This is a genomic window from Bacteroides sp. HF-4919 (assembly GCF_018860125.1).
In genome coordinates this window covers 226,247-252,332 of sequence record NZ_JAHKNF010000003.1, presented here as the reverse complement: position 1 = coordinate 252,332, position 26,086 = coordinate 226,247, and the positions used below count along the sequence as shown (strand labels likewise).

The 26,086-nt window shown below is 47.3% G+C and carries 27 protein-coding genes, 6 tRNA genes and 1 riboswitch; of the genes, 16 read left to right on the top strand and 17 right to left on the bottom strand.

The features are described from left to right. Positions 1 to 16: 16 nt before the first annotated feature. Positions 17 to 391: a hypothetical protein gene (locus KO473_RS07200; protein ID WP_005820430.1), complete on the bottom strand. Its 375-nt coding sequence runs from the start codon at positions 389 to 391 to the stop codon at positions 17 to 19. A gap of 390 nt (positions 392 to 781) precedes the next feature. Next, the gene (locus KO473_RS07195) at positions 782 to 1,729 is read right to left on the bottom strand and encodes a Tsr25 family tyrosine-type DNA invertase (protein ID WP_082192941.1); all 948 of its coding nucleotides are present in this window, start codon (positions 1,727 to 1,729) and stop codon (positions 782 to 784) included. 206 nt (positions 1,730 to 1,935) lie between these two features. Here KO473_RS07195 and KO473_RS07190 point away from each other — a divergent pair, with 206 nt between their 5' ends. After that, positions 1,936 to 2,310 carry a hypothetical protein gene (locus tag KO473_RS07190; protein WP_005806391.1) on the top strand — a complete coding sequence of 125 codons (375 nt, stop codon included), beginning with the start codon at positions 1,936 to 1,938 and terminating at the stop codon, positions 2,308 to 2,310. A 201-nt stretch (positions 2,311 to 2,511) separates the two neighbouring features. Here the strand turns inward: KO473_RS07190 and KO473_RS07185 are convergent, their stop codons facing one another. From KO473_RS07185 to KO473_RS07175, 3 genes are all read right to left on the bottom strand, one after another. Beyond that, complete coding sequence (locus KO473_RS07185) at positions 2,512 to 4,089, bottom strand: ATP-binding protein (RefSeq protein WP_005820432.1); 1,578 nt, start codon at positions 4,087 to 4,089, stop codon at positions 2,512 to 2,514. A 161-nt stretch (positions 4,090 to 4,250) separates the two neighbouring features. Beyond that, positions 4,251 to 5,804, bottom strand: a complete 1,554-nt coding sequence (locus tag KO473_RS07180; RefSeq protein WP_216035095.1) for an ATP-binding protein — start codon at positions 5,802 to 5,804, stop codon at positions 4,251 to 4,253. A gap of 282 nt (positions 5,805 to 6,086) precedes the next feature. Beyond that, complete coding sequence (locus KO473_RS07175; RefSeq protein WP_005820435.1) at positions 6,087 to 7,295, bottom strand: hexokinase; 1,209 nt, start codon at positions 7,293 to 7,295, stop codon at positions 6,087 to 6,089. 344 nt (positions 7,296 to 7,639) lie between these two features. Here KO473_RS07175 and KO473_RS07170 point away from each other — a divergent pair, with 344 nt between their 5' ends. From KO473_RS07170 to KO473_RS07145, 6 genes are all read left to right on the top strand, one after another. After that, positions 7,640 to 7,951, top strand: a complete 312-nt coding sequence (locus KO473_RS07170; protein ID WP_005778027.1) for a DUF4248 domain-containing protein — start codon at positions 7,640 to 7,642, stop codon at positions 7,949 to 7,951. A 19-nt stretch (positions 7,952 to 7,970) separates the two neighbouring features. Beyond that, entirely contained in the window at positions 7,971 to 8,171 is a 201-nt protein-coding gene (locus tag KO473_RS23385) for a hypothetical protein (protein WP_232303442.1), read from the top strand. Between the two features lie 144 nt (positions 8,172 to 8,315). Beyond that, positions 8,316 to 8,936 (top strand): hypothetical protein, encoded by a 621-nt coding sequence (locus KO473_RS07160; RefSeq protein ID WP_005820438.1) that lies wholly within the window; start codon positions 8,316 to 8,318, stop codon positions 8,934 to 8,936. 138 nt (positions 8,937 to 9,074) lie between these two features. Continuing rightward, positions 9,075 to 10,439, top strand: coding sequence for a replicative DNA helicase (gene dnaB / locus KO473_RS07155; RefSeq protein WP_005820440.1), 1,365 nt, complete (start codon positions 9,075 to 9,077; stop codon positions 10,437 to 10,439). A 129-nt stretch (positions 10,440 to 10,568) separates the two neighbouring features. Continuing rightward, positions 10,569 to 11,051 (top strand): HU family DNA-binding protein, encoded by a 483-nt coding sequence (locus tag KO473_RS07150; protein ID WP_005820443.1) that lies wholly within the window; start codon positions 10,569 to 10,571, stop codon positions 11,049 to 11,051. Between the two features lie 214 nt (positions 11,052 to 11,265). Continuing rightward, a complete protein-coding gene (locus KO473_RS07145; protein WP_005820445.1) occupies positions 11,266 to 11,709 on the top strand; it encodes an N-acetylmuramoyl-L-alanine amidase in 444 nt (147 codons plus the stop codon). Between the two features lie 202 nt (positions 11,710 to 11,911). Here KO473_RS07145 and KO473_RS07140 read toward each other — a convergent pair whose 3' ends face one another. The 10 genes from KO473_RS07140 to KO473_RS07095 form a co-directional block, all read right to left on the bottom strand. After that, complete coding sequence (locus tag KO473_RS07140; RefSeq protein ID WP_005820447.1) at positions 11,912 to 12,223, bottom strand: helix-turn-helix domain-containing protein; 312 nt, start codon at positions 12,221 to 12,223, stop codon at positions 11,912 to 11,914. Beyond that, positions 12,220 to 12,585 carry a type II toxin-antitoxin system RelE/ParE family toxin gene (locus KO473_RS07135; protein ID WP_005820449.1) on the bottom strand — a complete coding sequence of 122 codons (366 nt, stop codon included), beginning with the start codon at positions 12,583 to 12,585 and terminating at the stop codon, positions 12,220 to 12,222. Before KO473_RS07135 ends, KO473_RS07140 begins: the two co-directional genes overlap by 4 nt. Before the next feature lie 148 nt (positions 12,586 to 12,733). After that, positions 12,734 to 12,806: transfer RNA gene (locus KO473_RS07130), tRNA-Gly, on the bottom strand. Between the two features lie 7 nt (positions 12,807 to 12,813). Then, a tRNA-Leu gene (locus KO473_RS07125) sits at positions 12,814 to 12,895 on the bottom strand. A gap of 61 nt (positions 12,896 to 12,956) precedes the next feature. Continuing rightward, positions 12,957 to 13,029: transfer RNA gene (locus KO473_RS07120), tRNA-Gly, on the bottom strand. Positions 13,030 to 13,051: 22 nt separating this feature from the next. Continuing rightward, a tRNA-Leu gene (locus KO473_RS07115) sits at positions 13,052 to 13,135 on the bottom strand. 37 nt (positions 13,136 to 13,172) lie between these two features. Then, positions 13,173 to 13,254 (bottom strand) — tRNA-Leu (locus KO473_RS07110). 25 nt (positions 13,255 to 13,279) lie between these two features. Beyond that, positions 13,280 to 13,352 (bottom strand) — tRNA-Gly (locus tag KO473_RS07105). 130 nt (positions 13,353 to 13,482) lie between these two features. Continuing rightward, on the bottom strand, positions 13,483 to 14,622 hold the full coding sequence (nspC, locus tag KO473_RS07100) for a carboxynorspermidine decarboxylase (RefSeq protein WP_216035094.1): 1,140 nt from the start codon (positions 14,620 to 14,622) through the stop codon (positions 13,483 to 13,485). Between the two features lie 118 nt (positions 14,623 to 14,740). After that, positions 14,741 to 17,101, bottom strand: coding sequence for an ATP-dependent helicase (locus KO473_RS07095; protein WP_122130454.1), 2,361 nt, complete (start codon positions 17,099 to 17,101; stop codon positions 14,741 to 14,743). Between the two features lie 121 nt (positions 17,102 to 17,222). Between KO473_RS07095 and KO473_RS07090 the strand changes: the two genes are divergently transcribed. The 9 genes from KO473_RS07090 to KO473_RS07050 all read left to right on the top strand — a co-directional run bounded on the left by KO473_RS07090 (position 17,223) and on the right by KO473_RS07050 (position 24,696). Beyond that, on the top strand, positions 17,223 to 17,840 hold the full coding sequence (locus KO473_RS07090) for a superoxide dismutase (protein WP_005778049.1): 618 nt from the start codon (positions 17,223 to 17,225) through the stop codon (positions 17,838 to 17,840). Positions 17,841 to 18,022: 182 nt separating this feature from the next. Continuing rightward, positions 18,023 to 18,115: riboswitch (TPP riboswitch) on the top strand. Positions 18,116 to 18,180: 65 nt separating this feature from the next. Next, positions 18,181 to 18,378 carry a sulfur carrier protein ThiS gene (thiS, locus tag KO473_RS07085; protein WP_005806415.1) on the top strand — a complete coding sequence of 66 codons (198 nt, stop codon included), beginning with the start codon at positions 18,181 to 18,183 and terminating at the stop codon, positions 18,376 to 18,378. Between the two features lie 3 nt (positions 18,379 to 18,381). Continuing rightward, positions 18,382 to 18,996 carry a thiamine phosphate synthase gene (locus tag KO473_RS07080; protein WP_005778053.1) on the top strand — a complete coding sequence of 205 codons (615 nt, stop codon included), beginning with the start codon at positions 18,382 to 18,384 and terminating at the stop codon, positions 18,994 to 18,996. 128 nt (positions 18,997 to 19,124) lie between these two features. Continuing rightward, positions 19,125 to 19,901 carry a thiazole synthase gene (locus KO473_RS07075; protein WP_032537415.1) on the top strand — a complete coding sequence of 259 codons (777 nt, stop codon included), beginning with the start codon at positions 19,125 to 19,127 and terminating at the stop codon, positions 19,899 to 19,901. A 30-nt stretch (positions 19,902 to 19,931) separates the two neighbouring features. Then, positions 19,932 to 21,626, top strand: a complete 1,695-nt coding sequence (gene thiC / locus KO473_RS07070; RefSeq protein ID WP_005778057.1) for a phosphomethylpyrimidine synthase ThiC — start codon at positions 19,932 to 19,934, stop codon at positions 21,624 to 21,626. 11 nt (positions 21,627 to 21,637) lie between these two features. Then, the gene (locus KO473_RS07065; RefSeq protein WP_005820455.1) at positions 21,638 to 22,183 is read left to right on the top strand and encodes a hypothetical protein; all 546 of its coding nucleotides are present in this window, start codon (positions 21,638 to 21,640) and stop codon (positions 22,181 to 22,183) included. Position 22,184: 1 nt separating this feature from the next. Then, entirely contained in the window at positions 22,185 to 23,309 is a 1,125-nt protein-coding gene (gene thiH / locus KO473_RS07060; protein ID WP_005778061.1) for a 2-iminoacetate synthase ThiH, read from the top strand. A gap of 15 nt (positions 23,310 to 23,324) precedes the next feature. Beyond that, positions 23,325 to 24,026, top strand: coding sequence for a HesA/MoeB/ThiF family protein (locus tag KO473_RS07055; RefSeq protein ID WP_122130453.1), 702 nt, complete (start codon positions 23,325 to 23,327; stop codon positions 24,024 to 24,026). A gap of 61 nt (positions 24,027 to 24,087) precedes the next feature. Further along, positions 24,088 to 24,696, top strand: coding sequence for a thiamine phosphate synthase (locus tag KO473_RS07050; RefSeq protein ID WP_005778065.1), 609 nt, complete (start codon positions 24,088 to 24,090; stop codon positions 24,694 to 24,696). A gap of 80 nt (positions 24,697 to 24,776) precedes the next feature. Here the strand turns inward: KO473_RS07050 and KO473_RS07045 are convergent, their stop codons facing one another. Both KO473_RS07045 and KO473_RS07040 read right to left on the bottom strand, forming a co-directional pair. Next, positions 24,777 to 25,292 (bottom strand): outer membrane beta-barrel protein, encoded by a 516-nt coding sequence (locus tag KO473_RS07045; protein ID WP_005778068.1) that lies wholly within the window; start codon positions 25,290 to 25,292, stop codon positions 24,777 to 24,779. A 199-nt stretch (positions 25,293 to 25,491) separates the two neighbouring features. Further along, positions 25,492 to 26,061 carry a porin family protein gene (locus tag KO473_RS07040; RefSeq protein WP_005820457.1) on the bottom strand — a complete coding sequence of 190 codons (570 nt, stop codon included), beginning with the start codon at positions 26,059 to 26,061 and terminating at the stop codon, positions 25,492 to 25,494. Positions 26,062 to 26,086: the final 25 nt, after the last annotated feature.

Below are 26,086 nucleotides of genomic sequence, written 5' to 3'. Positions count from 1 at the left end.
CAAACCGGCAATCCGTTCATAAATCGGTCAAAGGTATCTCCGACAGATAGACGCGGGTCATCTGGTTGATGATCCCTAACTTATGGGCGGCACGATGATAGCGTGCGTACATTTTCTCACAATCCGGTTGATTACAATTCAGATATTGGTTCGTGGCTACCATTACGTCAAGCAGGGAAATTTGGAAAAGAGGACGGGTCAGCTCATAGATTTCCGGAGTGACATCACCGGCGTGATCCGCCTTGACACGTATCAGCCCTGCGGATTCCAATTGCGCCAGAAGTTTGTCAAGAGACTTACAACTACATTCTAATTCCTGGAAGTTTACTGTTTCCTGAAGGGAAATATGACGCAAGACAGATATGGCTGTCAAAGTTAACGGCGTAAGCATAAGCTATTTTGTTTTGTTGTGTGATCGTCCGTTACTTTGTAGGTAACGGCATTTAACATAAAGTAGATTCGGATAGGGTTCCTGACAGAATACTGATATTTAAATAATAAAAAACATCTGATGATGGCAATAGAATATTCATCCGCGTTAAATAACAGTAAACGTGGCCAACCCCTCTTATAGTTTTTTTAGGAGAAAATAGGGAAAACTAATGCAAAGCATGCATCTTTTTTAAAATTAATTGCCTTTTTTATAAAAAACTTGTCTTTTTATTTGTTTGTGTGAAAAATAATATCCAATTTTGCAGCAATAATTAAATGCCGTTACCTACAAAGTAACGGTCTATACACTTCTCTGATTACAAGAATAATACACTCTATTTTTCGTTTTTCAAACCGCATTCAGCACATAGCGGATTATCTTCCTGTTTGTCCGATCTACTTCCCTATCTCCAAAAGGCTTCAGGTAAGTTTCCGTCACCTTCACCGAGGAGTGTCCCAACGCACGGCTGATAACTCCTACGGGAGTCTCCTGATGAAAAGCGACCGTGGCCCACGTATGGCGGGCGGTATATGAACTGAGCCTGCCTCCCAGTTTCAACTCCACCGAAACCCGTTCCAACTGCCGGTTCAGGTTACGCAGGGCACATTGATATTCCTGATAAGGAGTGGGGTTTTTCTTTGTATGCCGCTTTCGAGTACGGGGTTGCCCCAGGATAGGCAGCAGATAGCTCGGATGGCAGTTCTCAGCCATCCTCCTGTTGATAATTTCCATCGCCTCATGCGGTACGGTGATGGTCACCTCCTGCCCCGTCTTGTGGCGGCAGTAGGTCAGCACTCCTTTATCGAGATTATTCCTGCGCAAGTGAGCCAGATCGACAAACGGGATTCCCCGAAGCATAAACATCAGCACAAACCAGTCGACGGCTTTCCCTGAAGCGTTTCCATCCGGATGTCCTGCCATCCGGATCATCCGCCCCACTGTCCCCGGACTGACAGCACGTTTCACGTCGGAGCGCGTACCGGTGTATACCTTATCGAAAAGCCCGGTCACATATCCCGGGCGGCCTTTCATCCCTCTGTTGTAGCCCGCACGCAAGGCACGCATGTAAGTCGATACCGTGTTCCAGCTCAACCGTTTTCCCAGCAGCCAATGTTCATACTTGTCCAGAAACACCGGACTCACCTCTTCGAATCCGATCTCCTCTTTTCCTGCACTCTCCCTAAGTGTACGCAGCATATTATGGTAGATACGCCGGGCCGGTTCACGCCCCTCTTCTTTGAGCCTTTCAATCTCCGAAATCATAAATACTGTTAATGTTTCATTCATCTTATTCATTGTTTTTAGTTTACAAATTTCCTTTAGATATAAATTGTGTAAATAGCCGGATAACAGAATCTATATCTTTACAAAAAACATCTAAAGAGACTTTGCAGAACAATCCCCGGGACGATATGCTATACTCTTTTTGTATATCTTTGCCGATCCTAACGTCGTTTTAACAAACATTGGCATCCGCCATCCCATACAAACCTCAAAGTAAAATGAAAAAGAGCATTCAAGACCTGAAAGAGTCATTAAGAAAGAAGGAAGAGAAACAACAGCGACTGCGTGAAAAAGAAGAATCGATAGAAAAAGACATCCGTGTGCTGCGCTACCTGATAGTTAGGGAGGAACAAGCCGCCTCACCACAAGCCCCCCGGAAACGAAAAATCACCCGAAAACAGGTAGGCAGCTTTTTCAGCCGGATCGCCCTATTTTATGAAGACCTGCAACGACGCCTGAACCTCCGCATCACTTACCGCTGCTTCTGCCGCTGGCTCTGCACCCGCTACGAGTTTGAGTCACGCTATCGCGACCGCCACAAGCTGTCGCCTTGCACGGTACTGGGATATTTTAAGAGAGAAAGGGGTGGATGAAGGGGAAGTAGCCTCTGCTCTTTAAAAGAGTAATGTATTGTTGGGGAGTATATAAAAAAACGACCCGCCTATTTGAGCATTGTTAAGAGGCTTGGCAGGTTCTATTGGTTGTAAATATAGAACTTTTCTTTCAAACTACAAAATATATTCTTTTCGTATCGCCCGTACACTTCTGTGAGAATCTGTGTAATCTGTGGTGAGTTATCCTCCTATCACCCACTCCCCAATATTCCGTTCTTCCTTCTCGAAGGCTACACCCACCTTCACTACTTTCCGCCCGTCCGCCTGATAGGGCAGCAGATATCCCTTTTCATCAATCTGCCTCAAGGCAGCCTCGGCGCTGTCGTTCAGTTTGAACTCAAACACGTAGATGTAGTCCGGTGTCTTCACCACCGCATCGGCACGCCCCCGGGCACTCCGGACCTCCGTTTCCGTAAACTGCCCCATAAGTTGGAAGACGAGGTAGAACACCGTCTGATAATGCCGCTCCGTACGGTCGTTCAGGTCGTAGGGGATACCGGCAAAGAAGCAGCGCAGGCGCGTGAGGAAAGCGTCTACATCGCCGCTCTCCAACTCGCGGATGAACTTGCCGATATAGAACGAGGTGTCTGTCTGGGCTATAGGAGTGTAGAAGGGACTGACGAAGTTGAGGAAACCATATTTCACCTCCTCATTGGGGAACCCCAGCGTGTACATCCGGAAGCGCTCGTCGTAGTCCTTAATCGTCAGATATCCGCTCTGATAAATCATGGGTATCGGATTGTTTATATCCGCGCGGTCGTCGCTCAGCGAAGCCTCATTCACCTCAATGCCCTCCATCTCCCTCAGGTCGAAATCGGTCTTCTGCAGCATCTCCACCAGGAAGGTGGGCGTGCCGCTCGCAAACCAGTAATTGCCATACGAACGCTTCTGCAAGGCACTCAACACGCTGAAAGGATTGTACATGGAGGTGAATTCCTCGTCTTTGGTGAACCGGTATCCGTCATATTGGCGAGTCAGCCGATCCATCACCTGCCGGCAGGTCGCATCACTTTTCACTGCCAAGGCTTCCAATTCGGGAGAGAAGGTAGCTTCTATCTCCGCACGGGTCATGCCGCAGAGGGTGTTATAGTCGAGGTCGAAACTGATATCGTTCAGTTGGTTCAGATTACTGAAAATGCCCATTTGCGCGAACTTGGTCACTCCGGTAATGAAGACGAACTGCAACCAAGGGTCGGCATCTTTGAGCACAGTATAGAAAGCGGTCAGCGTCTCCCTGAAATCGTGTTGCAATTCCTGATTGTCGAACGAACGCAGCAAGGGTTTGTCATATTCGTCGATAAGCACCACCACGCGGCGCCCCGTCTGTTCGCAGGCGCGCCGGATGACGGTCATGAAACGTCCGGAGTGCGTAATGCCTTCTCCTCCCGTCCGGTATAACTCTTCCCACTGCCGCAACTGCCGCTCAAGTATATCGACCAGCCCCTCACGACTGTCATACTTCTCCGCATTGAGGCTGAGATGCAGCACGGGATATTGTAGCCACTCTTTTTCCAATTTCTCGATAGCCAATCCGCGGAAGAGTTCCTTCTTACCTTGAAAGTACGCCTCGAAAGAAGACAGCAACAGGCTTTTGCCAAAGCGGCGGGGACGGCTCAGGAAACAGGGATTACCCGCTTGAGCCAGTCGGTAAATCAATGCGGTCTTATCTACATAAAGGAAATTTTCGGAGCGCAGTTTCTCAAAACTCTGTATCCCTATCGGGAGTTTTCTAAGCGGGGCATTGATCGGTGTATCCATGGGGCATTGAAGTTAGTCTTTTGCAAATGTACACAATTATTTTTTAGATTCTCACATTTGGTTACAAGAATGTAAGGGATGCAACAATTGTCCCTTCTTTATTATCCTTATACCCATGAATACAAAGATAACATTTTCTTTTGTGTTTTACGTGTTGTATATTAAAATTCAACAATCCACTTTTCAATGTTGCGGGTTTTGGCACTGAAGTTTACACCAATCTTAAAAAGTTTACGGCTGTCTGCCGCAAAAGGTTGCGCATAATGTTTCTCGTTGATCTGGCGGAGAGCTTCTTCAGCGGTACCATCCAGTTTGAATTCCATCACATAAATAAATTTATCTGTTTGCAAAACGAGATCGATGCGCCCTTCACTTGTGCGATATTCCACATTGGTATAGAACCCCATTAACTTGAAGACAACAAAAAGCACATTCTGGTAATGGAGTTCCTGCTCGCGAATTATCTCGTAAGTGGTATCCGCAAAGAAACTTTGCAAACGGCGGAAGAAAGAGTCATAGTCTCCGGCGCGAATCTCACGGACAAACTTCTGAACTTCAAACGGAGCTTCTACCTTATCGGTATTCGCATAGTGGGGAAGCAGGAATTTCATGAACCCCTCCTCCACTTCACGGTTCGGGAATCCCAAACGGTAAATTCCAAATTCACGGTCATACCCCTTAATGGTAAGGTAACCGCTTTGATAAATCACAGGAATAGGATTGGTAGAGGAAGAGTCGATGCTGTTCAATACATCCGCATCGGTTTCCACATGCGCCATTTTATGAAGATCATAGTGATGCATCTGCAACAGTTCTACCAAATAGGTAGGAGTACCCGTTTCAAACCAATAATTTCCAAATTTCATTTTATAGAACGTATTCAGCAGGCTGAAAGGATTGTAAATGCCGATCGAATCTTCCACAAAATGATACCCGTCATAGCATTCCTTCAATTCACGGCACACCTCTTCATAACCCATCCTCTGCCTGTCGGCAAGTTCGTACAACTCTTGCTCCAGATTGGTCCGTATTTCCTCTTCAGTGATGCCGCACAATGCCACGTAACGTTCGTCCATCGACAAATCAATCAGATTGTTCAAAGCACTGAACACACTCACTTTACCAAACTTGGTGACACCGGTCAGAAAAGCAAACTGGATGTATCCATCCATTGTTTTGATGGCTCCATAAAAGGCTTGCAACGTCTTGCGAAACTCTTTTTGCAATTCTTCATCCCCGATGGATTGCAGCATAGGCTTATCATATTCGTCGACCAGAATGACTACACGATGCCCCGCCTGCTTGCAAGCACGCTCTATGACACCGGCAAAGCGCAGAGACAAAGAGCGCTCCGAAGGTTCAGCTCCATAGAGTTTCTCCCATGCCACAATTGCTTTCTCCAATATATCCTCAAGACTTTGCAGTGAGTCATATTTCTCTATATTCAAATCCAGATGCAATATCGGGTGTTTTATCCATTCTTTCTCGAGCTTTTCCATCGCCAGCCCTTCAAAGAGCTCCTTTTTTCCCTGAAAATAGGCTTCGAGGGTAGAAACAAGCAAACTTTTTCCAAAGCGACGGGGACGGCTCAGAAAATAATAACTCCCGGTCTTTACCATTTGATAAACCAATGCTGTTTTATCAATATAGAAAAAGCCCTCTTTACGGATTTTCTCAAAATTCTGTATCCCGATAGGATAGATTTTATTGCTCATATTCTTTTATTCCGGATAAATAACAGACAAACTTATAAATACAAAGATAACATTTTCTTTTGTATTTTACGTGTTGTGTCTTAAAAGAATGGTTTTGAGTATTATTCACCACAGAGGACACAGAGGACACAGAGTTTTAATCTCTTGTTTATTAGGACATTTAAGAGAAATATATCCTCTGTATCCTCCGTGTACTACCGTTTCGAAAAGAATGCGAACGGGGCGTATAGCGAAATATATCCTCTGTGTACTCTGTGGTGAATTATATTACCCCAAATACAATCAAATCAGTGCTGCAATACCGGTTCCTATCAGGTTGGCATTGCTCATGTTATTGATATGAACTTCCACATCTTCCAGTTGGAGTTCGCGAAGAAGTTCCTGCAATTTCTCCATCACAAGAATGTTGTAACTTTTATCTTTCCGGCTCTCACTCCAGAAGAGGCTTCCTTCGGCTATCAGACAAATCCGATGAATATCTTTGTTGTATGATTTCAGCAATGCGATCAGTCCGGCAAGGGACGCGGCAACCAGTTGGGCCGATCTGCTATAGATCCAACGAGCCACCTGCACATAAATATCTTTATGGATATCCGGATAGTTCATGATGGCAGTCAGCTTCCGGGCATCGAACTTTTCTTCAAATTCATCCAACGGAAAGGCCGCTTTCAAGATATCCCCTAAATACATGCCGGACACCGCTTTCTCAAAACGCTGTTTGCCCATGCTGTCGGACATTGCATCCACCGTATCATCCACCGCTGTCAAGAATGGCGGATGAAAGTTGCCCGACTCCAGATTGACAGGAATCAAACCCTCTACACTGTATGCCGGATCCAGTTTCTTTATCTTGTCAGCGGGAATAAAAGTGGCCATATTCGTACCGGTCCCGACAATCAGGCCGATATAGGCGTCGTAACTCTTGTCGGTAAGCCCGGCAAACAAACTGGCGATCGTGTCATTCAGAACTTTGATGCCTGTAAATTTTATTTTATTCTTTTCATTCAGATAGTCGAGTAAAGGTTTCCCCACAAACTGCCCGACCATTTTCCGGATATCCACTCCTTTGGTCCAACGAAGCAGCTTTGCATCTCCTCCGGGCACTGATTCGGCGGGATAAGAAAAACAATAGCCAATAGGCATTTCCTCTTCCCGTTTTATCTCCACAATCAGATCGGCCAGTTCTTTGAACAGTTCTTCGCGCGTATAGCCGGGCGACTTCATGACGGACATGTCTTTCTTCCAGCCATTGTTCGGGTAGATGACCGGCTTTTCTTGCGTGAAATCGACAATCGCCACCCGGTAGTTGGTACCTCCCAGATCGAGGACTAAGGCTTTCCCTTTGACGTCGGCCGCCTTGGGCAGAATAAAGGTAGGAATACATTGTATCTCTGCATTTTTTTTACTTAATCCTTCTTCCACTTTCTCCCGGAATGCATAGGCAATTCCTTTGAGTTGTTCGTTGTCCAGTTTGAAAATATTCTTTTCCATGGTGTTGGTTTTATGTATGGATGATCTTTATTTCTGTAAATAACAACTGAGGAGGATTTTTGCTCAAAACCGGGATAAAAACGATTTCACCACAGAGGACACAGAGGACACAGAGTTTTTTTAGACAGAAGAACAAAAGAACAGATAATTCTTTATTGGTTCATCTGTTCTTTCGTCTGAAAACAAATAGAGCGCAGCTAATTAATCTCTGTGTCCTCTGTGTCCTCTGTGGTGAAAGAACAGAACAAAACCCATGCAAGCATTCAGTTCCGTTACATAGTAAAAAAGTCTTTCTCGATAAGCTGAGAATATGCTACTTTGCCACGTAAACAAAAACAACAAGAATGAAAGACTTAAATTTTGACTGGCTGCTGAGTGGAAGCTGCCTGCTGTCGGACGTGGCGATGGCGTATTTTACAACTTGTGTTTATCCCCGCTCGGCGGGCAGACAGATGCGTGAGCAGATAGAACGATATCCGGACTTGCATGCCGAACTACTGGAAGCAGGATACAAACGCTCCAATACACTGCTGACACCCCGGCAAATCTGTATCGTGATACAGCATTGGGGAATGCCCGACACGGTGTACCAATGGCTACGCGAACATCCGGAGGATCGGGTCCAAAAACTGTTCGCCGATCGCAAATTCGACTGATATATGTTAATATATCTTTTTGCTTATTATTTATTTATGTGCAGGTCTGCATGTTGGCGGCTTCCGGAACAGCCTCCGTAAACAACTGACGGACAACGGACTACAAGTCCGAAAGCATGTTGGTGTCCGTGTTGGTGATTTGGAGGCTCTGAATGACGGCAACAGAGGGTCTGAAAGGGTGAAAACAAGGCTCGGTTTCACCCCGGTAGAGTGTGCGTAGGACGGCAATAGGAATCGCCGTACACTTTTGCACCAATCTGCACCAATCTGCACCAATCTTTTGCATCCTTGCCCTTCTATGCGTAGCTTTGTCATGCCGTTCGGAAAAGGACGGCACATTCAATAACCTTTAAAACGAAATTCCATGAACGCACCGACCGAGACAATTCTGAAAAAAGGATATATCCTGATTCCCAAATCCATGATCGAAGATTTCTTCAAAACCGGATCGCAAACCGAGGGCTACCTGGAAGCATGGATACAGGTATTGACGCGGGTCAACTACTCCGATACGGAGGTTTGTGTACAAGGCAACCGGATCGTTTGCCGGCGGGGTGAAACCGTATATACCTACAAACAGTGGGAAAAGACACTGGGATGGAGCCGATACCGTACCCGACACTTCTTCGAAACGTTGTTCAAATCCGGAATCATGGAGGCGGTAGAGAATCCCGCCGGAATCACCCTGCTCCGGGTAACAGACTATGACCTCTGGACCGGACATAAAAAAGCCACCACCACCCGGGACAGCCATGCGATGGAAGGCTTTGCCGACTTCTGGGATCTTTATCACCGGGTCACCCAAAAAGATAAGATAAACATAGCCCGTGCCCGGAAAGAATGGAAAAAACTGACAGTAACGGAAAAGAAACTGGCACTGGAAAACATCGAGGAGTATTACACCCACCAAAAGGACATACGCTTCTGTAAACAGGCAGCCACATATCTGGAAGATAAGGCGTTTCTGAACGAATACGAATTTTAAGATTATTCACCACAGAGGGCACAGAGAGCACAGAGTTTTAAGCTTTTATTATGGGATATTGAAGAGAGAGAAATTTCTCTGTGCCCTCTGTGTCCTCTGTGGTGAACTATACCCCAAACCATATACCATCTAAACAATATGCTACAACCCCAAGCACCCGAACTCGAGGAAACCATCCTCGGAGCCTGCCTGATTGAAAAAGAAGGCATGGCACTGATTGACGAACTGCTGAAACCGGAAATGTTCTATGTCACCCGTCATCAACTGATTTACGCCACATTGCAGGCGATGTTCCACACCGGTACGAACATCGACATCCTCACCGTCACTGAGGAGCTTCGCAAACGTGGAAAGCTGGACGATGCCGGAGGGCCGTTCTACATCACCCAACTGAGCAGTCGGGTGGCAAGTTCGGCACACCTGGAATATCACGCACGCATCGTTCACCAAAAGTACATCCGAAGGGAAATGATCGTGGGATTCAGCAAACTGCTGACACTCTCCGGCGACGAAACCATCGACCTGACAGACACGTTAGTGGATGGACACAACCTGCTGGACAGGCTGGAAGGGGCATGTGGGCACAACAGGCAGTTGCGCGATATGGACACGCTGATGCAGGCAACCCTGACCGAAGCGGAAGGACGCATGCAGAAAAATAAGGACGGAGTGACCGGAATCCCCACCGGACTGGCCGAACTGGACAAGATGACAGGAGGATGGCAAAACAGCGATCTGATCACCATCGCTGCCCGTCCGGCAGTGGGGAAAACCGCCTTTGCACTCCATCTGGCAAAAGCTGCGGCAACGGCCGGACACCACACGGTGGTGTACAGCCTCGAGATGCAAGCCGAGCGGTTGGGCGACCGCTGGCTCCTGTCGGCAGGAGAAATGGACCCATACCTCTGGCGAAGCGGAAAGCTATCACAGGAAACATGGCTACAGGCCAGGCAAACGGCCGGAGAACTGGCAAGGCTCCCCATCTGCGTAGACGATAACCCGGATATGAGCATGGACCGTGTACGCTCGAGCGCCCGGTTGCTGCAAAGCAAAGGGAAGTGTGACTTTATCATTATCGACTACCTGCAACTGTGTGACATGCGCACCGAACAAACCAACCGGAACCGGGAACAAGAGGTGGCACAGGCAAGCCGTAAAGCAAAATTGCTGGCCAAAGAGCTGCACATCCCGGTCATCTTGCTAAGCCAACTCAACCGTGGCTCCGAAAACAGGGCGTACGGACGTCTGGAATTAGCCGACCTGCGTGAGAGTGGAGCCATCGAACAGGATTCCGACCTGGTGCTCCTCCTCTATCGTCCGGCACTGGCACATCTGGCAACAGACAAACAAAGCGGATATCCGACGGAGGGACTGGGAGTAGCCATCATCGCCAAACACCGCAACGGGGAAACGGGAAACGTATACTTCGGACACAACAAGAGCATGACAAAAATCGGCGACTACGTTCCGCCCATGGGATGGATAAAAAAGAATGCCAGATAGAGGCTCCGTTTTCTTAACATACACATCGTTATTTTCATCATTTTACTTGACTTTGCCTGTTTGATTTCGTATCTTTACGTAGTGATTGAGACAAGAAATTTATTAACCTAAACCTTAACTTTTTATTGTATGGAAGTATCAGTGGAGCGCTATCAGCGCAAGAAGTATGTCAATCAGGAGAACTCTCCCGTGTTGTATTACATCCGTCAAAAGGCCGGAACAGCCAAAATCGTAGATATCGACGCACTGGCGGAAGATATCCAGACCAATTGCGCCCTGACAACGGGCGATGTGAAACACACCATAGAGGCGCTGGTGGAACAGCTGCGAAAGGTGCTGACGCAGGGAAACAAAGTGAAAATAGAAGGACTGGGAACCTTCCACATGACGCTGACCTGCCTGCCGGGCGAAACCGAGAAGGAGTGCACGGTGAAGAATATCAAGCGGGTGAACGTGCGGTTCATACCCGATAAGGCAATGAAGCTGGTGAACGCCAGCCGGAGCATGACCCGAAGCCCGAACAACGTGAACTTCGCACTGGTATCGGCAGGAGGAAACGCAGAAGGCGGAGGAAGCGGAGACGGGGGCATTGTGGACGACCCGACGGCATAAATCCGCACCACAGATTACTCAGATTTACACAGATTTAAATTTTAAGTTCGATTACAGAGAAAATAAATCTTTATCTGTGATAATCTGTGAAATCTGTGGTGAAACAAACTTAATACAGCAAAAACAATGAAGAAAATACAAAAAATACTGGAATGCCTACTGGCATTCCTGATGTTTCTCCGCGGGGGGAACACCGAAAAATAGAACCGGAACTATGAGAGAAATCAATCTGATCGTTATTCACTGCTCCGCAACCAGAGAAGACCGCTGCTTCACGGAGCATGACCTGGAGGAGTGTCACCGAAGACGGGGATTCGAAGGAGCGGGCTATCACTTCTACATACGCAAGGATGGGAAGATCATCACTACCCGACCGGTGGAACGGGCCGGAGCGCATGCCAAGGGATTCAACGCACACTCCATAGGCATCTGCTACGAAGGAGGGCTGGACTGCAACGGACAACCAAAGGACACCCGGACAGAATGGCAAAAACATTCGATGCGGGTACTGGTGAAAGTATTGCTGAAGGAGTATCCCGGAAGCAGGGTATGCGGACACAGGGATCTGAGTCCGGACCTGAACGAAAACGGAGAGATAGGACCCGAAGAGTGGATCAAGGCATGCCCGTGCTTTGAGGTGAAAGAGGAAAGCTTTTAAATTCACCACAGAGATTCACAGAGTCTCACGGAGTTTTTAATGTTTTTCACCACAGATTACACGGATTATCACAGATTTATCTATTTCTCAATCTGTGTTAATCTGTGTAATCTGTGGTGAGCTCCGTTCATTTTTAAACTATTAAAAAATCTCAGCTTCACAAATATAAAACAAATTTATTATTCAAATCATTCTTACTCAATCATAAAAACGTAGGAGTAAACTCTATTCCAAGAGCACGAGCTATGCGGAAAAAACTTGAAATTTGAATATCCGTCTCTCCTTTTTCCACACGGGCAATATAACTTCTTGCAGTACCAACCTTTTCAGCCAGTTCCTGTTGAGTTATCTTTAATTGCTTTCGGCGATCACGTAATATCTCGCCGTAATACCATGCTATTGACTTCTCATGAAAAGTTGTGCGAGACTCAGTTCCGACCTCCCCATATTTGCTGTCCAGCAGTTCACCTGCCGTATGCAATCCGGCTAATTTATTTTCATCTAACTTTCTCATAGCTCAAAGTCTTTTAATATTCGTTCTGCAATCTTTATTTGTTTACTATAATCCTTTGTGGACTTCTTTAAGAAACCATTCAGAAGTAGTATTTTTTTTGAAAGAATGATATTATCATTATCAACAGCAAAAAGAATAGTTCTGTATTCATTGGTATTTACAGACACCCGCATCTCGTATAAATTTTTATTTTCCAAGTGCTTCACAAACTTCGTGCTAAGTACATACTCAGTTCTAATAATATCCATCGTATGCTCAAATTTAACCTTTACTTTATCCTGTAACATACTATAGAATTCAACAAATTCATCCGAGAAATAAAGTTCACGTATATCGTTACCTTTCTTATCTGTTGCTTTCATACCACAAATGTAACCAATTAGATACAATTAAACAAGCAAAATATAAACTCTTGCGAATATTTAACGCTGACTGTTATCTTAAAGCAACGGTAAACGGTAAACAAAAAAAAGGAAGCTGAATCAAATGATTCAACTTCCTTTTTCTTTGAGCGGAAAACGAGACTCGAACTCGCGACCCTAACCTTGGCAAGGTTATGCTCTACCAACTGAGCTATTTCCGCAATGTAGTGCCCAGAACAGGACTCGAACCTGCATGCCTCTCGACACACGCACCTGAAACGTGCGCGTCTACCAATTCCGCCACCTGGGCATTGACTAATCAGGAATCTGCTGTTTAAATGGAGAGGAACAGATAACCGACATTCTTGTTGAGCGGAAAACGAGACTCGAACTCGCGACCCTAACCTTGGCAAGGTTATGCTCTACCAACTGAGCTATTTCCGCAAAACAACTTTAATAAAGAATGTGAAGAGAAGGAGACTCGAACTCCCACGACAGTAATGTCACTACCCCCTCAAAGTAGCGCGTCTACCAATTCCGCCACCTCTCCAATCTCGATTAAAGCTTTGAACTATTCTCACCTTTTGTGCCCAGAACAGGACTCGAACCTGCATGCCTCTCGACACACGCACCTGAAACGTGCGCGTCTACCAATTCCGCCACCTGGGCAAAAGGTTTCCAACATTTCAAAGAGAGCGGAAAACGAGACTCGAACTCGCGACCCTAACCTTGGCAAGGTTATGCTCTACCAACTGAGCTATTTCCGCATTTGCAACCGTTGTTTCTCGATTGCGGTTGCAAAGGTAGGCATTTTCTTGATATCTGCAAGCATTCGGGATACTTTTTTCTCAGGAAAATGTGCATTTTGTTTTTGCCAAACGACAAATGTTTTGATTATCAACTCATTCTATTGCGATAATCTTCATAGGAAAATTGCTTGAAGATTTCAGCATTTCCACTCGCCGTCCACAAAGCAATGGCAGGATGGTGAATCCCGTTGAACATATTTGTTTTTACCATCGTATAATGTATCATATCTTCAAAAACGATACGTTCGCCGATCTGCAATTCATGATCGAAACTCCAGGAACCCATATAGTCTCCGCTCAGGCAGGAATTACCTCCGAGCCGATAGACAAACGGTCCCTCCTCTCCCATCACCGCCCCGCGAACGGCCGGTTGATAAGGCATTTCCAGACAGTCGGGCATGTGACAGGTAAAGCTGACGTTAAGAATGGCGGTACGGATACCACGGCTCTCGACAATATCTACCACCTCGGAAGTCAGTACCCCGGTTTGCCAGGTGAAAGCCGAACCGGGCTCAAGGATGATGCGCAAATACGGATAACGTTTCTTTAAGCCCTGCAACAAGCCTATCAGGTGCCCGGTATCATAATCTTTACGGGTCATCAGATGTCCGCCTCCCAGGTTGAGCCACTTTATCTGAGAGAACCACGGGGAGAACTTCTCTTCAAGATGTTGCAAAGTACGCTCGAGTTCGAACGAAGATGATTCACAATGGCAATGGCAATGAAAACCCTCGATCCCCTGCGGCAACTGTTCGGGCAGCAGATCGGCAGTGATGCCGAAACGGGTGCCGGGAGCGCACGGATTATAGAGTTCGGTCTCCACTTCGGAATATTCGGGATTGATGCGAATGCCGCAAGAAATGTCACTGCCTCCGGCTACGGTCATCGGGTAGAACCGGTGGAACTGCACCATGGAATTGAACGTGATATGACTGCTGCAACGCATGATTTCCAGAAAGTCGGCTTCGGTATAAGCCGGAGAATAAGTGTGTGCCTTACTGCCGAACTCTTCGAGTGCCAGGCGCGCCTCGTAGACGGAGCTTGCCGTGGAATGTCCGATGTATTCCCTGAAAATAGGGAATGAACGCCACATGGCAAAAGACTTGAAAGCAAGGATGATTTCAACTCCGGCCCGGTCGGCCACACTCTTTATCAGACTGAGGTTCTTTCTCAGCAATTCTTCCTCCATGATATAGCACGGAGAGGGAAATTGGGTAAAATCTATCATAGTCAACTACAAGGTTCACCACAGAGGACACAGAGGACACGGAGTTTTTATTTTCCAGGTTTATAGAAAGATCTTAAATTCTTCCTCTGTGAACTCTGTGTTACTCTGTGGTGAATAATTATTCTATTACTTTAAATCTCGCAAAACGCAGCAGCAACTGTTTATCGCCCGCATTACGGAAATGGATCGTTGCTTTGGCATTGTCGCCCGAACCTTCGACACGAATCACCTGACCTATGCCGAAACGCTCGTGTTCAATGGTCTGCCCGGGTTGTACACCTGTAATGCCGGCTCCGGGAGCTACCGATGGGGATACCGTGGTACCACTCACCCTCTTCAAGTTACGGGGGACGGTCGGAGCAATGATCTGCTCCTTCGGACGTTCACGCTGCGGACGGTCGGCAGACGGACGGGCAGAAAAACGCTCGGCAGACGGACGGCGGGAGTATCCCTCCTCCATTTCGCGGCGGAAACGGCCGGCTCCTTCGTCAACGCTACGGCCTAAAGCTGCCTCCTGCGGAAGTTGCAGGAAGCGGGTGTCGATATCCCTCAGGAACCGACTGGGACTGCCGCACTCCATCTTTCCGTAACGGAAACGGGTTTTGGCAAACGAGAGGAAACAGTGTTCCTCGGCACGGGTGATGGCGACGTAGAACAGGCGGCGTTCTTCTTCCATCGCGCGCGGTGAATCGCCCGCCATGCCACTGGGGAAGAGATTCTCTTCCAACCCTACCACAAATACATTGCGGAACTCCAGCCCTTTGGCAGAATGCACCGTCATCAAAGTCACCTTCTCACCATCTCCCTCCTTATCGGAATCCTGATCGGTGAGCAGGGATACTTCGGAGAGAAAGTCGATCAGTGAAACATTTGTGTTCCCCTCTTCCTGACGCATGGCACAGAAATCATTCATACCGTTCACCAGTTCCTCGATGTTCTCTTTGCGGCTCAGGTTTTCGGGCGAATTGTCCTGACAGACGTCATTGATAATACCGGACTGGCGGATGATTGCCGTACCTATTTCATAGGCATTCTTCTCCGCCACCTCGGTCATGAACTGTTCGATCAGTTCACGAAAGCCTTGCAACTTGGTGTGTGTATTTTTATTAATAGTAAGTCCGTAAGTGATGGGGTCGCACAGCACAGTCCACAGGCTGACATTGTTGTCGGTGGCGGCTTTGATAATCTTCCCCACCGTAGTATCACCGATACCGCGTGCCGGATAATTGATAATCCGCTTGAACGCCTCTTCGTCGTTGGGATTGACCACCAGACGGAAATAAGCTATGATGTCTTTTATTTCCTTACGCTGATAGAAAGAGAGGCCGCCGTAAATCTTATAAGGCATGCTCCGCTTACGCAAGGCCTCCTCGAAGACACGGCTTTGGGCATTGGTGCGGTAAAGGATCGCAAAATCAGAATAGCCATAATCGTGTTCGCGACGCAGCTGAGCGATTTTATTGGTCACGATATCGCCCTCTTCCACATCGCTGTAGGCTTGGAATACACCGATGGCTTCCCCCCGTTCTTTCTCGGAGAAAACCTCTTTGGGGATCTGCCGCTCGTTCTTTTCGATCAAGCTGTTGGCTGCACGGACGATGGTCTGGGTAGAACGGTAATTCTGCTCCAGCTTGAAGACTTTTGTGTCGGGATATATCTTGGTGAAATACAAAATATTGTCAATGTCGGCTCCCCGGAAAGAGTAGATGCTCTGCGCATCGTCACCCACCACACAAACACGCTGATTCTCCTTAGTGAGCTGCAACACAATGCTGTGCTGCGCATAGTTGGTGTCCTGATACTCGTCGACAAGCACATAACGGAACTGCTCACGATAGCGCGCCAGCACTTCGGGAAAATCGCGGAAAAGAATATAGGTATAGACCAGCAAATCATCGAAATCCATTGCTCCGGCTTGCCGGCAACGCTCCCAGTAACGGCTGTAAATGTCGCGTATGGCAGGCATCTTGACCGCAGCATCTGCCTCGTAAGCCTCCTTGTTGGTAGCATAGCCCGAAGGAGACACCAAATGGTTCTTGGCATTGGAAATGCGAGCCTGTACACTGCCGGGTTTATAGGTCTTTTCGTCAAGCCCCATCTCCTTGATGATGGAACGGAGCAGGCTCTTGCTGTCCGCCGAGTCGTAGATGGTGAACTGTGACGTAAACCCGATGTGGGATGCCTCGGCACGAAGAATACGGGAGAACACCGAATGGAATGTACCCATCCAGAGATACCGTGCACGCTGTTCGCCCACCTGCCGGGCAATGCGCTCTTTCATCTCACGGGCGGCTTTGTTAGTAAAAGTCAGTGCCAGGATGTTCCAGGGATTGTAACCGTTCTCGAGCAGATAGGCTATCTTATAAGTAAGTACGCGTGTCTTTCCGGAACCGGCACCGGCAATGACCAGTGAAGGACCATCACCGTAGAGCACCGCTGCACGCTGGCTTTCATTAAGTTCTTCGATATAGTCGGGCATAAAATTTATCTGTTAAATCTCTATTCACTGGCAAAGATAGAGGAAAGTTTGGACAACTCCGAACATTTAGGCCCTATATCCCGTTATATATTTATAGAAATGAAATAAAAGATTTGAATTTATGAATACATTATTAATGTCTTTAATATTTACAACCATGACTTACGAAATGCCTAAACTTCCGTACGCAAACAATGCGCTGGAACCTGTAATCAGTCAGCAGACCATTGATTACCATTATGGTAAACATCTTCAAACATATGTAAACAATCTCAATAGCCTCGTTCCGGGCACCGAATTTGAAGGAAAAACAGTAGAAGCCATCGTAGCTTCGGCTCCCGACGGAGCCATCTTCAACAATGCCGGACAGGTGCTGAACCACACACTCTACTTCCTGCAATTCGCACCGAAACCGGCGAAAAACGAACCGGAAGGTAAGTTGGGAGAAGCCATTAAACGCGACTTCGGAAGCTTTGAGAACTTCAAGAAAGAATTTAATGCGGCTGCCGTAGGATTGTTCGGTTCGGGATGGGCCTGGCTGTCTGTGGATAAAAACGGGAAACTGCATATCACCAAAGAAGCCAATGGAAGCAACCCGGTGCGTGCCGGACTAAAACCGCTACTGGGATTCGATGTGTGGGAACACGCTTATTATCTCGACTATCAGAACCGACGGGCCGACCACGTAAATAAACTGTGGGAGATCATCGACTGGGATGTAGTGGAAAAACGACTGTAATTCAGAAGTATTCACCACAGAGGACGCAGAGGACACAGAGTTTCAAATTCGGGAAAAGAACGAATTTGACTCTGGTGTCCTCTGCGTCTTTTGTTTCCTCTGCACCACTCTCTGCCTACTCCGTGGTGAAATAATCCCTGATTTACTTTTTTCTTATCTCCTTTTTCACTTACTTTGCTCCCGTAAAGACAAAGGGGTGCCACCCGGTGGCTGAGATCATACCCTAAGAACCTGATGCAGTTAGTACTGCCGAAGGGATTGTGTATTTCTTCTTATCGTTTCTCTCCGCATGCACTCTCTTTGTATTTACTTTCATTTATCTATAAATACATATACGAATATGAAAGTACAAGTGAACAACAAAGAAGTGGAAACTACCGCAAGCACCATCACCGGGCTTGCCACGCAATTGCAACTTCCCGAAAACGGCATTGCCATCGCTGTGAACAACCAAATGATCCCACGTCCGCAATGGAACGAATTCAGCCTGCACGAGAATGACAACCTGATTGTGATTAAAGCAGCCTGTGGAGGATAAATCATGCTGAGCCTGCAATTTATCACTCACCAGACCGGGAAATACTCTTATTTCGAATCGGCATGTATGGCCCTCGAAGGAGGATGCAAATGGATACAACTGCGCATGAAAGAGGCATCTCCGGAAGAGGTGGAAACAGTAGCCCGGCAGCTGAAACCTCTTTGCAAGACACACGGGGCCATCCTGATTCTTGACGATCATGTGGAACTCGCCCAAAAACTGGAAGTGGACGGAGTGCATCTGGGCAAAAAAGACATGCCTGTCAGCGAAGCCAGAAAAATCCTGGGCGAAGCATTCATCATCGGAGGTACAGCCAATACTTTTGAAGACGTGAAAATGCACTTCAGCGCCGGTGCCGACTATCTGGGCATCGGCCCGTTCCGGTTTACTACAACCAAGAAGAACCTCAGCCCCGTACTGGGACTCGAAGGATATACCTCTATTTTATCGCAAATGGATGAATGCGGCATCCGGATTCCGGTAGTCGCCATCGGAGGCATCGTAACGGAAGATATCCCTGCCATCATGAAAACAGGCGTAAACGGCATCGCCCTCTCAGGAGCCATCCTGCAAGCGCCGAACCCGGTAGAAGAAACAAGAAGGATTCTAAACATATAAGGAAATGAATCGAACTCACCACAGAGTACACAGATTTTCACAGATTCTTTAATTTAACTCTCAGTAAAATAAATTATTAATCTGTGAAAATCCGTGTAATCTGTGGTGAGCTCAAAACAAAATCAGAAATGGAAAAGCTAATTATTGCGGGACGTGAATTCAACTCCCGCCTCTTCCTGGGAACAGGAAAGTTCAACTCAAACGAATTGATGGAACAATCGATACTGGCCTCGGGCACCGAAATGGTAACAGTGGCCATGAAACGTATCGACATGGAGAATTCGGAAGACGACATGCTGAAACATATCGTGCATCCACACATCCAACTGCTGCCCAATACCTCGGGAGTGCGCAATGCAGAAGAAGCGGTGTTTGCCGGACAAATGGCACGCGAAGCCTTCGGGACCAACTGGCTGAAGCTGGAGATACACCCGGATCCGCGCTATCTGCTGCCCGACTCGGTAGAGACTCTGAAAGCAACCGAACGACTCGTGAAACTCGGATTTGTGGTACTGCCTTATTGCCAGGCCGACCCGGTACTCTGCAAACAACTGGAAGAGGCGGGAGCGGCCACAGTGATGCCGTTGGGAGCACCGATCGGAACCAACAAAGGTTTGCAGACCAAAGAATTCATCCACATCATTATCGAACAGGCGGGTATCCCGATAATAGTGGATGCCGGAATCGGTGCGCCGAGCCATGCGGCAGAAGCGATGGAGATGGGAGCATCGGCGTGTCTGGTAAATACTGCCATTGCCGTAGCCGGCAACCCGGTAGAAATGGCAAAGGCCTTCAAGCAGGCAGTCGAAGCAGGACGAATGGGCTATGAAGCAGGACTCGGCATGCAGACTACCGGATTGGTGGCAGAAGCAAGTTCACCGCTGACGGCATTTTTAAACGAATAAAAAAACAGTCCCACCTCTAATAACGAATTTATGGAACAAAGAATAAAATTCCCCCGCTCCGAGAAAGTATACCTGTCCGGAAAACTTTTCCCCGAAATCCGCGTAGGTATGCGGAAAGTAGAGCAAGTGCCCAGCACCACTTTCGAAGGAGAGAAAAAAATCATAACTCCCAACCCACACGTATATATCTATGATACAAGCGGACCTTTCAGTGACCCGGACATAGAGATTGACCTGAAAAAAGGTCTCCCCCGGCTACGGGAAGAATGGATACTGAAAAGGGGGGATGTAGAGCAACTTCCGGAGATCAGTTCGGAATACGGACGGATGCGGCGGGACGACAAAAGCCTCGACCCTCTCCGCTTTGAGCACATCGCACTGCCCTACCGGGCCAAATCCGGGAAACATATCACCCAAATGGCATATGCCAAACAAGGTATCATCACTCCGGAAATGGAATATGTGGCTATCCGCGAAAACATGAACTGTGAGGAACTGGGTATCGATACTCACATTACTCCTGAATTTGTATGCCGGGAGATAGCCGAAGGACGGGCGGTTCTGCCTGCCAACATCAATCATCCCGAAGCCGAACCAATGATTATCGGCCGTAACTTTCTGGTAAAGATCAATACCAACATCGGTAACTCCGCAACCACGTCGAGCATCGACGAAGAGGTGGAGAAAGCGATGTGGAGCTGCAAATGGGGAGGTGACACGCTGATGGATCTTTCAACGGGAGAAAACATACACGAAACACGGGAATGGATCATACGCAACTGCCCGGTTCCGGTGGGTACGGTACCCATCTATCAGGCACTGGAAAAGGTAAACGGCAAAGTAGAGGACCTGTCCTGGGAACTGTATCGCGACACACTGATAGAACAGTGCGAGCAGGGAGTGGACTACTTCACCATTCATGCGGGAATCCGCCGGCACAATGTGCACCTGGCGGAAAAGAGGCTTTGCGGAATCGTATCCCGCGGCGGGAGCATCATGAGTAAATGGTGCCTGGTGCACGACCGCGAGAGTTTCCTTTACGAACACTTTGACGACATCTGTGATATTCTGGCACAATATGACGTAGCGGTATCATTGGGAGACGGTTTGCGGCCGGGTTCCACCCACGATGCCAATGACGAGGCACAGTTTGCCGAACTTGATACCATGGGCGAACTGGTGGTGCGCGCCTGGGAAAAGAACGTACAAGCCTTCATCGAAGGGCCCGGACACGTGCCGATGCACAAAATCCGCGAGAACATGGAACGTCAGATCGAGAAGTGCCACAATGCCCCGTTCTATACACTCGGCCCGTTAGTGACGGATATTGCACCAGGATACGACCACATCACCTCTGCAATCGGTGCGGCACAAATAGGCTGGCTCGGAACAGCCATGCTCTGCTACGTGACGCCCAAGGAGCACCTGGCATTGCCCGATAAAGAAGATGTACGCGTCGGAGTGATCACCTATAAGATTGCCGCCCATGCAGCCGACCTGGCCAAGGGGCATCCGGGAGCCCAGGTACGGGACAATGCGTTGAGCAAAGCACGCTATGAATTCCGCTGGAAAGACCAGTTCGACTTATCGCTCGACCCGGAACGCGCATTCTCTTATTTCCATGCCGGACGACACACGGACGGAGAATATTGTACCATGTGCGGACCGAACTTCTGCGCAATGCGACTGAGCCGGGATTTGAAGAAAACTAAAAAACAAGAATAAGACCAACTGTCATGGAAAGAACAGACGAATACCGGAAAGCATTGGATGTACCCATCTCCGAACTATCCATAGACCGGATCATTGAGGAGATCCGCCGGCAGCCGGAGAACTTTGAGGCCCTCTATCATCTGACGACAGACGAGAAGCGATTGGTCTCCTGGCGGGCACTGTGGGTATGCGATAAACTTTGCAGGCAATACCCCGATTGGTTCGCCCCGCTCCGGGAAGAACTGACCGGAAGGCTGGTGACCTGCAAACACGATGGTTCCAAGCGCCTGCTTCTCTCCATACTCTACCATGCTCCCGCCGAAGAAATCCCATCGGTTGAATTGCTTAACTTCTGTCTGGATTGCATGCTGTCTCGCCACGAAAGCATAGGCGTGCAATCCTTAGCCGTCCGAATGGCCTACCACCTGTGCAAGCACGAACCCGAACTGCTCAACGAACTGCGGACCATACTGGAAAGCACAGATACGGAACTGTATTCGACCGCTGTAAAAACGACTGTGCGGAACACATTGAAGAAAATAAATCAGAAGAATAAAAAGAAAAAATAAAATGTTTTCAGATGAATTAGAAAAGATTTCCTGGGAAGAGACGACTAAAATCATCTATTCCAAAACCGACGCCGATGTGCGCCGCGCATTGTCAAAGGAACATTGCGATGTAAACGATTTTATGGCATTGATTTCGCCGGCTGCCGCCCCCTATCTGGAGACTATGGCGCGTCTCAGCCGGAAATATACGCTGGAACGCTTCGGAAAGACAATTTCGATGTTCGTTCCACTCTATATTACAAATTCTTGTACAAACTCGTGTGTATACTGTGGCTTTAACCACAATAATCCGATGAAACGGACCATCCTTACGGAAGAGGAAATGGTAAACGAGTACAAAGCGATCAAGAAACTGGCTCCGTTCGAAAATCTGCTGTTAGTAACAGGCGAAAATCCTGCCAAAGCAGGAGTAGATTACATTGAACGGGCCCTCCTGCTGGCAAAGCCTTATTTCTCTAATCTGCAAATTGAGGTAATGCCACTTAGAGCAGAAGAATATGAACGGCTTACGTATGCCGGACTGAATGGAGTCATCTGCTTTCAGGAGACTTACAACAAAACCAATTATAATGTGTATCATCCCCGTGGCATGAAATCGAAATTTGAGTGGCGTGTCAATGGTTTTGACCGTATGGGACAAGCAGGTGTACACAAAATAGGCATGGGGGTACTGATCGGTCTGGAAGAATGGCGCACGGATGTCACAATGATGGCCTACCATCTGCGCTATCTGCAAAAGCACTACTGGAAAACGAAATATAGCGTCAACTTCCCCCGGATGCGCCCCTCGGAGAACGGAGGTTTCCAACCTAATGTTGTGATGAACGACCGGGAACTGGCACAGGTGACTTTTGCCATGCGCATCTTCGACCACGATGTGGATATCTCCTACTCTACCCGCGAAAGCGCAGAGTTCCGTAACCACATGGCTACGCTCGGGGTGACTACCATGAGCGCCGAAAGTAAAACGGAACCGGGAGGCTACTTTACCTATCCGCAGGCACTGGAGCAGTTTCATGTCAGCGACGAACGGAAAGCCGTGGAAGTGGATGCCGCACTGCGTTCACTGGGGCGGATACCCGTTTACAAAGACTGGGACACGGCACTGACCCTGACTCAATGCTAACGATAAAGACGAATCATGGAAAGATACAACAGGCAAATCATGCTTCCGGAAATAGGAGAAGCAGGACAAGCAAAACTCAAAGCTGCCAAAGTATTGATTGTGGGCGTAGGAGGACTGGGTTCTCCCATCGCCCTCTATCTGGCGGGTGCAGGAGTAGGTACCATCGGACTGGTGGATAACGATGAAGTAAGCCTCAGCAATCTGCAAAGGCAGGTGCTCTATACGGAAGAAGAGGTGGGAGACCTAAAAGCGATTTGCGCTTCACTGCGGCTCAGTGCCCTGAACCGGGAAATAGAGGTAAATGCCTGTCCGGGACGGCTCAGCAAAGACAATGCCCGTGAATTGATAAGGCAGTACGACATCGTAGTGGACGGATGCGATAATTTTATCACCCGATATCTGATAAATGACGTCTGTGTAGAGTTGGGAAAACCCTATGTATACGGTGCCATCTGTGGTTTCGAGGGACAGGTTTCTGTCTTTAACTACGGGAGCGAGGCACAACGGAAAACATACCGTGACCTCTATCCGGATGAAAAAGAGATGTTGCGTATGCCTCCTCCTCCCAAAGGGGTAGTCGGAGTAACACCGGCAGTGACGGGCAGTGTGGAAGCAACCGAAGTCCTGAAGATTATCTGCGGATTCGGCGAGGTTCTGGCAGGCAAACTATGGACAATTGACTTACGGACATTGCAATCTAACATATTTTCACTATAAAGGTTGGTTTCTGAGTAAGTTAATTACTAACTTTGCTAAACTTAACAGTTTAACAACAGAAATGAAACTTATCGTAGTAACGACGCCTACTTTCTTTGTAGAAGAAGATAAGATTATCACTGCTCTCTTTGAAGAGGGATTGGATATTCTGCATCTCAGGAAACCGGAAACGCCGGCTATGTATTCGGAACGCTTGCTCACACTGATTCCGGAAAAATATCATAAACGCATTGTCACCCATGAACACTTCTACCTGAAAGAAGAATTCAACCTGATGGGAATTCACCTAAATGCCCGCAACCCGAAAGAACCGCATGACTACTCCGGGCATATCAGTTGTTCCTGCCACTCGGTGGAGGAAGTGAAAAACAAAAAACACTTTTACGACTATGTGTTTATGAGCCCGATTTACGACAGTATCTCAAAAGAAGGATATAACTCGCCTTACACGGCTGAAGAATTGCGTCAGGCAGGTAAAGACAAAATCATCGATGGCAAAGTAATGGCTTTGGGAGGCATCACGCCGGAGAATATACTGGAAGTAAAGGATTTCGGATTCGGAGGTGCAGTGGTTTTAGGAGACTTGTGGGGTAAATTCGATGCCTGTTCCGACAGAGATTATCTGGCAGTGATAGAACACTTCAAGAAACTGAAAAAGATGGCGGACTGAGCCAAAGAATAACGGACTAAATAAAATAGGGTGACTTCCTTATGAAGGGAAGCCACCCTATTTCGTTGAAACCTATTTGATTAAAATTCGTAATGGAATCCGAATGTTAAGTCTTCGCTACTTGCGCTAAAGCCGAATCCGCTGTTATTCATATAGTCGTCCTTATAACCCAAGAAACCACATTTGGCAACCAAACTGAAATGTTGGTTCAGTTTTATGGCAATACCCGGTTTCAGACCGATCTCAAAACCGTTTATTGCATCTCCGCCATCTTTCACCTTAGTGGTAGCAAAGCCAAACCCACCATCGATAAACAGACGTACAATCTTGTTCTCGTAATAAGAAAAGCGTGCATAAGGAGCAATAGCAAAAGAATTAATCGTTTTATGACTTATATAATCATGGTTAAACTGGAGTTCAACGCCCAGTGCCCATTGTTCACTCAGGTTGTATCCGATTTCCGGAGCGAGCTTGAAAGAAGTAGTATTAGCGTCATCATTACGCCACAAACCTACGGTACCTCCCATGTAAATGTCCTGAGCTTTGACAGATAAAGTTGCAATAGCAACAAATAAAAACAATACAATCTTTTTCATCTTCTTAGTAGTTTTAATTAAATGTACCTATTTTGAAAACAAACAAAAGAATTATTTCACTTTTGTTTCGGGTCGCAAAAGTATAGTATATTCATTAATTAAACAACTATTTCCGCCACTATTCGCTGAGTGAATATAAAAGAAAAGCCGCTTGTAGTTGATTTACAGCGGCTTCTCTATTTTAATATTTATCGGTTTCTCAGAACTTATAACCTACACTGATCGAAACATTCAGATTTTTACCATTTACGTCGTCCATTACATCGACAAATCCGAACTGGCCGTCAAGCCCTACGATGATCTTGCCAAACTCCGCGGCCACACCGATACCCAAACCTACATCGCCACGTTTCAGCAGACCGTCGTCGCCAAAGGTATCAACTTCCAAACGTCCTTTACCTAAATCGACTTTAGAATTACCCCCGATACCGCAAGCAAAATAAGGACCGGCACTCAACACAATATTGGTATTATCGGCCACTTTGAAACGCGCCGCAGCCATAACCGGCAGTTCCAGATAAACAGCATTCACACTCAGTTCATCCTTCTTGACACCTTTGGAAGATACGAACAAAGAGGGTTGCAAAGACCAGATTTCATTAAATCCATACTCCATACCACCGCCTATCTTGAATCCAACTTTGGCATTCATGTCAAAATCACCGGTATAATTACTGATATTCATTCCCACCTTGGCATTCCAGCTCACTTGAGAAAAGCCCACAACCGAAACAAGGGCAAACAATACAAACACAAGATTTCTTTTCATAATTCTGTAATTTTAGTTTGTTAAA